Below are 7,517 nucleotides of genomic sequence, written 5' to 3'. Positions count from 1 at the left end.
CGACGAGGGCCGCACCGGGGACCGCCCCCGCACGGGCGGCACCGGCGTGACCGGCGTGGTCGACGGCCTCCCGCGCGACGACGAGCCCACCACCTGGCCGTTCCCGCGGCGCTGACCCGCGCCTCCTGACCTCGACGTGGCCGACCTCGACCGGGTGCGGCGCTGGGCCGCCGCGCTCATCGACCTGCACCTCGACCCCGCCGTGTGGACCTTCGGCTTCGACAACGCCAAGACGCGCGCGGGCCTGTGCAACTACACGACCAAGCGCATCACGGTCTCGCGGCACCTCGCCGGCCGCTACGACGACGACGAGATCCACCAGGTGCTGCTCCACGAGGTCGCCCACGCCCTCGCCGGCTCCCGCGCCGGTCACGGTCCCCAGTGGAAGGCCGTCGCCACCGACCTGGGCTACGTCGGCTCACGCCTGCACGACGGAGCCATCGCCAGCGAGCTCGCCCCGTGGGTCGGGGTCTGTCCGGCGGGGCACGAGCACTACCGCTACCGCCAACCGGCGCGACCCCTCGCCTGCGGGAAGTGCTCGCGGCGGTACGACCCGGCCCACCTCATCACCTGGACGAAGCGCGCGGTCTGACACCGCGCCTCCCGGGCCCGGTCCGGGCGGGACGAGGGCCGCCAGGAGGTGCGTAACCGGTTAGGGTGGTCAGGTGCAGACCGGACAGTGGCTCAGATCAGACACCGACACCCGGTGGTTCTTCGACTCGGGCGCGCTCAGCCTCGACTTCGCGTACCTCGGCGGGTTCCGTGCCGGGTCGCGGTTCGGCCCGGAGTCGGGCCTCGACCTGCCCGCCGACGGGTCGACCCCCTGGGACGGCCTCCTGCTGCCCGCCGACCTCGACGACTGGATCGGCGAGCGCTTCGACGGCATCGCGGGCTCGGCCGGCGACCGCGAGCTCGCCGACGCCCGAGGCCTGCGCGACGCGGTCGCCCGGCTCGCGGTCGCCGCGGCCGACGGCACCTCGACCGACCCCGACGACGTCGACACCCTCAACCTGTTCGCGGCCCTCCCCGACGTCCCGCCGTCGCTCGAGGGCGGACGACGCCAGGCCGGGGCCGGGCGCCTGCGGCTCGGGCAGGCGATGGCGTCGGTCGCGCGCGACGCGGTGACCCTCTTCACGGCCGTCGGCTTCGTCGGCGGACCGGACTCGCGCCTCCGTCGGTGCACGAACGAGGCGTGCGGGCTCGTCTTCTTCGACGAGTCGCGCGCGGGCAGCCGCCGCTGGTGCTCGATGCAGCGGTGCGGCAACCGTGCCAAGGTGCGGGCGCACCGGGCCCGGGCCGCCCGCGCCTGAGCAGGGAGCCGCGCAGGCCTTTCGTGCGCTCCGGTCGCCGGGCCGCCCCGCTCGGCCACCGCTTCGGCTTGCCGCCCCGACCTGCCGCCCACGATCGCTCCCTGCCCCTCTCCCCGCCACGAACGGAACAACCCGCCACGCGATTCGGTGGCGGGTTGTCGAGTACGTGGCGGCGTGAGCGTTGCGGCCCCGCCGGGGGCCGCACCGAACACGGAGGCGACGGTCGGTCAGTCGACGACCGAGACGTCCTTCCAGAAGGCGACGTATCCCGAGTAGTCCTTGCCGACGCGGTCGAACGAGGTCGGGATCGGGGTCGGGTAGCTCCAGGCACGGTCCTGTAGCAGGTCGTCGCCCGACGTGACGCTGAAGTACTGCGTGTCGCCCTTCCACGGGCAGTGGTACTGGGTGGGGCTCTCGGTCAGCAGGTCGGAGTTGACGCTCGCGGGCGGGAAGTACCAGTTGCCCTCGATCGAGATCAGCTCGTCCCTCGGGGCCTCGGCGACGACGGTTCCGTCGGTGAGCACTGCCTTCATGGTTCCTCCTGCGGTCGGGGCGACGTTCGGGTCGCTCTGGCCGCAACGCTACGCCGAGGGGGTGAATTCCCCTCGGGAGCCCGACGGGGCCACGACGGCGAGGGCGGCAGAGGACGAGGAGGCGCGGGCCGCGTCGACCACGTCGCCTCGGTCGGTGGCGACCAGCTCGGCCGCCGAGGCCGAGGCCGTCAGCAGGTGCGACGAGGCCCGGGCGAGCGCCCCGGAGGCGGCGCAGGCGACGGCGGCCTCGGGTGACGAGAAGTCGATGCCGACCGCGGCGAGCGCGTCGACCACCGCTCCGGCGGCGAGCTGGTCCTCGACGGCGGGCCGGAACCCGTCCGCCTCGACCGCCCCCGCGGCGACGATCGCCACGAGGGCACGGTCGCCCCGTCGGGCCTGACGCTCGACCACGTGCCGGGCCACCTCGGGTGCCGCCCCGGCGCCGGTGACGACCAGGACGTCGGCCCCGCTCGCGACCTCGGGCAGACCGGCGACGACGCGCACGGTCTCGTCCCGCGTCAGCGTGCCGTGCCCGTCGAGCACGTCGACCACGACGACGACGTGCGCGCCCGGGGCGATGCGGGCGGCTCCGGCCACGCCGTGGTCGAACCTCACCTGGTACTTCTGCTGGCCGTGCGGACTCATCCGACCAGCGTAGGCAGCCGCACTCGGACGTCGCCCGTGCGTGACGCGACGTGACGTGCGATCAGGCGGCGGGAGTTGGATCGGGGCATGCACGTGCAGCTCAAGCTCCGCCTCGCCTGCCCCGTCGATGTCGCGACCGACGCCCTGCGCGACCCTCGGGTGATGGTCGCCGTGACGAAGCCACTGGTGGTCTACCGGTCCGAGTCGCCGTCGGGCTTCCCCGACCGCTGGACCGAGGAGGCGCACCCGGTGTCGGCGAGCATCCTCGGCGTCCTGCCGCTCGGCAGCACCCACGTCGACCTCGACTGGCACGAGCGCGACGGTGCGTGGATCCAGCGCGACACCGGACGGGGCACGAGCGGCCAGTTCGCCCGGATGCGCATCAACCACCGGATGGCCGTCGTGCCGGACGGTCCGGGCCACACGCTGCTGCGCGACCGGCTCGAGTTCCACGCCGGGCCGTTGGGCCTCGTGCTCTGGCCCGGGCTCTGGGCGACCTGGCAGTGGCGCGCCCTGCGGATGAAGGCCCTCGCCCCGACCTGGCGCGGGGCGTCGACCCACCCGAAGCACGTCTGACCCGCGGCGCGGTCGGCAGCGGCTCTTGGCCGTGGCGGGTCGGCCTTCGCGGGTAAGCCTTCGCGGGTCGGCCTTCGCGTGTCGGCCTTCGCGCGTCGGCCGTCGCGCGTCGACCGCTCCGCGTCAGCCCCAGAAGCCGGCGTGCACGGCCGAGGCCTCGTCGAACAGGGCCGGCCCCGACACTGACACCGCGCCGCCGCCACGCGCGAAGACCTCGCGGCAGGGCAGGTCGAGCGTGGACTCGCCCTCCTGCTCGGTGACCATGCCGAGCAACTGCTGCTCGGCGAGCGCGTAGACGACGCGGCCGATGCCGGCCCAGTGGATCGCTCCGGCACACATCGCGCACGGTTCGGTGCTCGTGTAGAGGGTCGCGGCCTTGAGCGTCGGCTTGTCGAACCGCTGCGCGACGAGCCGGACGAGGTTCGTCTCGGCGTGGCCCGTCGGGTCGCCCTCGGTGACGACCGTGTTCTCGGCCTCGACCACGTCTCCGTCGGCCGTGAGCACCAGGGAACCGAAGGGATGGTTGCCGTGGTCGCGAGCCTGCTGCGCGACCTCGATGGCGCGGTGCAACCGCGCCAGGTCGGCCGGGGTGACGGTGGGGTCGGGAGTCGTGGTGTCGGTCGTCATGGGGCGAGCGTAGCCAGGGAGCGCCGTCCGCCGCGGCCAGGCGGCGAGCTGTGGACGGGCGACCTGCCTGTGAGCGAGCCACGGGCGGCGGGGCGACCGCCTGCGTACGGTGGCAGAGGTGACCGACCCGACCCGCGCCTCCTCGTCCACCGGTGAGACCTCCGCCGACACCGGTATCGACGCCGCCGACAGCACCGCCCCGACGCCCGCCCAGGGAGCGCTCGACATCGCCTCGTGGCGGCGGACGATCCACGGGCTGTACCGCGACGTGCGCGAGGCGACCGACCTGGCGGCGGCGCACGACCTGTGGCGACGCACCCGCGACGAGCTGTTCTCGACGCACCCCTCGACCCCGCTGCTGCCCGAGGACCGCCCCGACTTCACCGGCCTGCCGACGAAGCCGTACGACCCGGCCTGGCGCTTCGAGGTGTCGGTCGAGCCGGCCGAACCGCGACGCATGGTGGTCGAGACCGGCACCGACGGCGACGTGCTCTTCGACCTCGTCGGCGTGGCCGACGTGCCCGGCGTCGGCAGCCTCGACGTGTGGAAGCTGGCGCAGTACGCCGGCGGCCTGTTCATCCCGGTCAAGGACGCGCTGGCGGGCAAGCCCGGCGGCACCTACGGCGGAGGGCGCTACCTGATCGACTCGGTCAAGGGCGCCGACCTCGGCGCCGGCGGCGAACCCGGCACGATCGTGCTCGACTTCAACTTCGCGTACAACCCCAGCTGCGCCTACGACCCCGCCTGGGCCTGCCCGCTCGCCCAGCCCGGCAACACGGTCGCGGTCGAGATCCCCGTCGGCGAACGGTACGGGCGCGCGCACTGATCGGGGCCCGCGGGCGGACGCGCGCCCCGCTCGATCCCGGCGGGCGGACGCGCTCACCGCTCGAACCCCGCGGGGGGATGCGCGCACCGCTCGAACCCCGCGGGGGGATGCGCGCACCGCTCGAACCCCGCGGGGGGATGCGCGCCTAGCCCTTCGGCTCGGAGTCGACCTCCACCGCGACGCCGTAGTCGTCACCGCCGTCCGTGCTGATCACCGAGACCGAGTCGTAGACGACGTCGGAGCCCGGGGTCCTGACGTCGCAGTGCACCTCCGCCTGGTCGACGACGGAGACCGCGTCGTCGCCGCAGTCGACGTCGGGGCGGGTGCCGACCTCCTTCTCGAGGGCGTCGGCGACCGTGGTGGCGAAGGCGCTGGACGACACGGTCCGGTCGATCGAGGCCGAAGCGGTGCATCCGACCAGGGCCGTCGCCAGGACGGAGGCGGTGATCACGCTCGAGACGACTGTCGATGTGCGCATGGGTGCAGACCTTCCGGACGAGGAGGAGACCGCGGTGCGTGCCCCCGGAGCCGCGGCCCTCGCGCCCCCGACGCGTAGCCAACCACGTCGTCCGGGCGGTAGAACGACAGGTCGATCCTCGCGCGCACGTCGACTAGCGTCGGATCATGACCCCGACGACGCCGCCCACCACCCCGTCGAGCCCCTCGACCCCGTCGAGCCCGTCGAGCCCTGAGGTCGTGACGCAGGCGCTGCTCGACCTCGGCTCACGACCCGAGCATCCCTTCACCACGAGCATCGAGGGCGGACGCATCGTCTTCACCTGGGTCTACGACAAGGCGTCGGGCCCGTTCGGCAGCCGGGAGCAGTCGTACCGGCTGCGCATCACGCTCATCCCGGAGACCTCCGAGTACAAGAGGTCCGAGATCGGCGTCGAGCGGCAGCGCGGCTCGGTCAGAGGCTCGTACACGTTCAACTCGGCGAAGGTCGTCGGCCCGGTCAAGCGCACCCTCGAGGCCCACGGCTGGCACCGCCGACGCACGCCGCTGGGCAAGGCCATCCGGCGCCTGTTCTCGTAGCGGAGGCAGGTCGGACGTCAGGAGGCGCGGTGGGGGCGAGGCGTCCTGAGGGGCCGACCCGCGCCTCCTCGGCTCGTCCCCGGCGCCGCCACGCGGCGCCCCGCACGGCCGTGCACAACCACACCCGTCGCGTTTTCCGGCGCCAGCCGCTAGGCTGGGGTCACTTGCGAGCCGGCCCGATCGGCTCCCTGCGTCGTAGCACGCCCCTCACCGCCTCTCCGTCCTGGCACACACCCAGGCAGACCAGCAGGCGCGCGAAGCTCACTCTGCGGCGAAACGATCGTGCACACCTGCACCGTCGCCACACCTCGAGCCCGGCTACGACAGCCGTCCTCCCGGCACTGCCCCGCCCTCGTGCGAGCACGTCCCCGACGTGCCTCCTCACCAGCAGGCGGCCAGGCAGCCTCGGCCCGGCTCGACACCGATGCCCCGAAAGGTGCACCACATGTCAACGAACACCCTCGACACCGAGAACACCACCGGCGCCACGAGCGTCGACGAGACGGCCGACGCCGTCACCTTCAGCTCGCTGGGCGTGCCCGCCCCGATCGTGAAGTCGCTCGCCGCAGAAGGCAAGACCACCGCGTTCCCGATCCAGGTCGACACGCTGCCCGACACGCTCGGCGGTCGCGACGTCCTCGGCCGCGGCAAGACCGGCTCGGGCAAGACCCTCGCCTTCTCCATCCCCATGGCCGCACGCCTCGGCGGCAAGCTGGCCGGCGGCAACCGTCGCGCCGGTCGCCCCCTCGGCCTCGTCCTCGCCCCCACCCGCGAGCTCGCCACGCAGATCGACGCCGTCCTCGCCCCGCTCGCCGAGGCCTACGGCATGCGCACCACCACGATCTTCGGCGGCGTCTCGCAGAACCGTCAGGTGCAGGCCCTCAAGGCCGGCGTCGACATCATCATCGCCTGCCCCGGCCGCCTCGAAGACCTCATGAAGCAGGGCTTCGTCAAGCTCGACGCCATCGAGATCACCGTGCTCGACGAGGCCGACCACATGGCCGACCTGGGCTTCCTGCCCGGCGTCACGCGCATCCTCAAGGCCACCCCGAACGACGGCCAGCGCCTCCTCTTCAGCGCCACCCTCGACAACGGCGTGGACAAGCTGGTCAAGCAGTTCCTCCACAACGAGGTGCTGCACTCGGTCGACGAGGCCAACTCGCCCGTCGCCAAGATGACCCACCACGTCTTCGAGACGCCCGACGTCGACAGCAAGAACGCGCTCATCCAGAAGCTCGCGAGCGGCCAGGGCCGTCGCATCCTCTTTATGCGCACCAAGCACCACGCGAAGAAGCTCGCCAAGAAGCTCACCGAGTCGGGCATCCCCTCGGTCGACCTGCACGGCAACCTGTCGCAGCCGCAGCGCGACCGCAACCTCGCCGCCTTCCAGGACGGTTCGGCCCGCGTGCTCGTCGCCACCGACGTCGCCGCCCGTGGCGTGCACGTCGACGACATCGAGCTGGTCATCCACGTCGACCCGCCGACCGAGCACAAGGCGTACCTGCACCGCTCGGGCCGCACCGCCCGCGCCGGAGCCGAGGGCGACGTCGTCACCCTCGTCATCCCCAGCCAGAAGCGCGACGTCGCCCAGCTGATGAAGAAGGCGGACATCCGCCCGACCATCACCGCCGTGACGCCGAACTCGCCCGAGGTCGACGCCCTCGTCGGCCAGGTCGCCGCCTACGTCAAGCCCTCGCCCAAGGCTGCCGTCCAGCAGCAGGGTGGCGGCGGACGCTCGCAGGGCGCGAACGCCCAGCGCAAGCGCGCCGCCCGTCAGGACTCGCAGGGCAACCCCATCGCCCGCCAGGACCGTTCGGGTCGCCCCAGCCAAGGAGGCGCGGGTCGCGGTTCCGACGCCGGTCGCGCCGGTGCCGGTGCCGGTCGTCCGGGTGGCTCGCGTGACGGCGGCCGCCAGGGTGGCCGCGACGGCGCCCGCCGCGACGCCGCTCCCCGCGGTGGCGCCTC

At 73.3% G+C, this 7,517-nt stretch carries 10 protein-coding genes; 6 read left to right on the top strand and 4 right to left on the bottom strand.

Annotation, left to right across the window (positions count from 1 at the left end; genetic code table 11):
* Nucleotides 1–136: 136 nt before the first annotated feature.
* Nucleotides 137–592 carry a SprT-like domain-containing protein gene (locus IFT36_RS14210; protein ID WP_200413458.1) on the top strand — a complete coding sequence of 152 codons (456 nt, stop codon included), beginning with the start codon at nucleotides 137–139 and terminating at the stop codon, nucleotides 590–592.
* A 73-nt stretch (nucleotides 593–665) separates the two neighbouring features.
* Entirely contained in the window at nucleotides 666–1,310 is a 645-nt protein-coding gene (locus IFT36_RS14205; protein ID WP_123571330.1) for a CGNR zinc finger domain-containing protein, read from the top strand.
* A gap of 227 nt (nucleotides 1,311–1,537) precedes the next feature.
* Here the strand turns inward: IFT36_RS14205 and IFT36_RS14200 are convergent, their stop codons facing one another.
* Complete coding sequence (locus IFT36_RS14200; RefSeq protein ID WP_056043735.1) at nucleotides 1,538–1,843, bottom strand: DUF427 domain-containing protein; 306 nt, start codon at nucleotides 1,841–1,843, stop codon at nucleotides 1,538–1,540.
* A gap of 48 nt (nucleotides 1,844–1,891) precedes the next feature.
* Nucleotides 1,892–2,488 carry a hypothetical protein gene (locus IFT36_RS14195; protein WP_200413457.1) on the bottom strand — a complete coding sequence of 199 codons (597 nt, stop codon included), beginning with the start codon at nucleotides 2,486–2,488 and terminating at the stop codon, nucleotides 1,892–1,894.
* A gap of 87 nt (nucleotides 2,489–2,575) precedes the next feature.
* On the opposite strand from IFT36_RS14195, the gene IFT36_RS14190 reads away from it, so the two are divergent.
* The gene (locus IFT36_RS14190) at nucleotides 2,576–3,064 is read left to right on the top strand and encodes a hypothetical protein (RefSeq protein ID WP_173153562.1); all 489 of its coding nucleotides are present in this window, start codon (nucleotides 2,576–2,578) and stop codon (nucleotides 3,062–3,064) included.
* A gap of 123 nt (nucleotides 3,065–3,187) precedes the next feature.
* On the opposite strand, the gene IFT36_RS14185 is transcribed toward IFT36_RS14190, so the two are convergent.
* A complete protein-coding gene (locus tag IFT36_RS14185) occupies nucleotides 3,188–3,691 on the bottom strand; it encodes a nucleoside deaminase (RefSeq protein ID WP_200413456.1) in 504 nt (167 codons plus the stop codon).
* Nucleotides 3,692–3,866: 175 nt separating this feature from the next.
* Between IFT36_RS14185 and IFT36_RS14180 the strand changes: the two genes are divergently transcribed.
* Nucleotides 3,867–4,517, top strand: a complete 651-nt coding sequence (locus IFT36_RS14180) for a DUF1684 domain-containing protein (RefSeq protein WP_200413459.1) — start codon at nucleotides 3,867–3,869, stop codon at nucleotides 4,515–4,517.
* Nucleotides 4,518–4,662: 145 nt separating this feature from the next.
* On the opposite strand, the gene IFT36_RS14175 is transcribed toward IFT36_RS14180, so the two are convergent.
* The gene (locus IFT36_RS14175) at nucleotides 4,663–4,995 is read right to left on the bottom strand and encodes a hypothetical protein (protein ID WP_157485181.1); all 333 of its coding nucleotides are present in this window, start codon (nucleotides 4,993–4,995) and stop codon (nucleotides 4,663–4,665) included.
* 146 nt (nucleotides 4,996–5,141) lie between these two features.
* On the opposite strand from IFT36_RS14175, the gene IFT36_RS14170 reads away from it, so the two are divergent.
* Both IFT36_RS14170 and IFT36_RS14165 read left to right on the top strand, forming a co-directional pair.
* The gene (locus IFT36_RS14170; protein ID WP_200413455.1) at nucleotides 5,142–5,552 is read left to right on the top strand and encodes a hypothetical protein; all 411 of its coding nucleotides are present in this window, start codon (nucleotides 5,142–5,144) and stop codon (nucleotides 5,550–5,552) included.
* Nucleotides 5,553–5,997: 445 nt separating this feature from the next.
* The coding region (locus tag IFT36_RS14165; RefSeq protein WP_200413454.1) for a DEAD/DEAH box helicase at nucleotides 5,998–7,517 on the top strand (1,520 nt) is incomplete at its 3' end.

It is taken from the genome of Frigoribacterium sp. CFBP 13605 (genome assembly GCF_014839405.1).
Taxonomy (GTDB): Bacteria; Actinomycetota; Actinomycetes; order Actinomycetales; family Microbacteriaceae; genus Frigoribacterium.
This window is presented reverse-complemented; position numbering and strand designations above follow the sequence as displayed.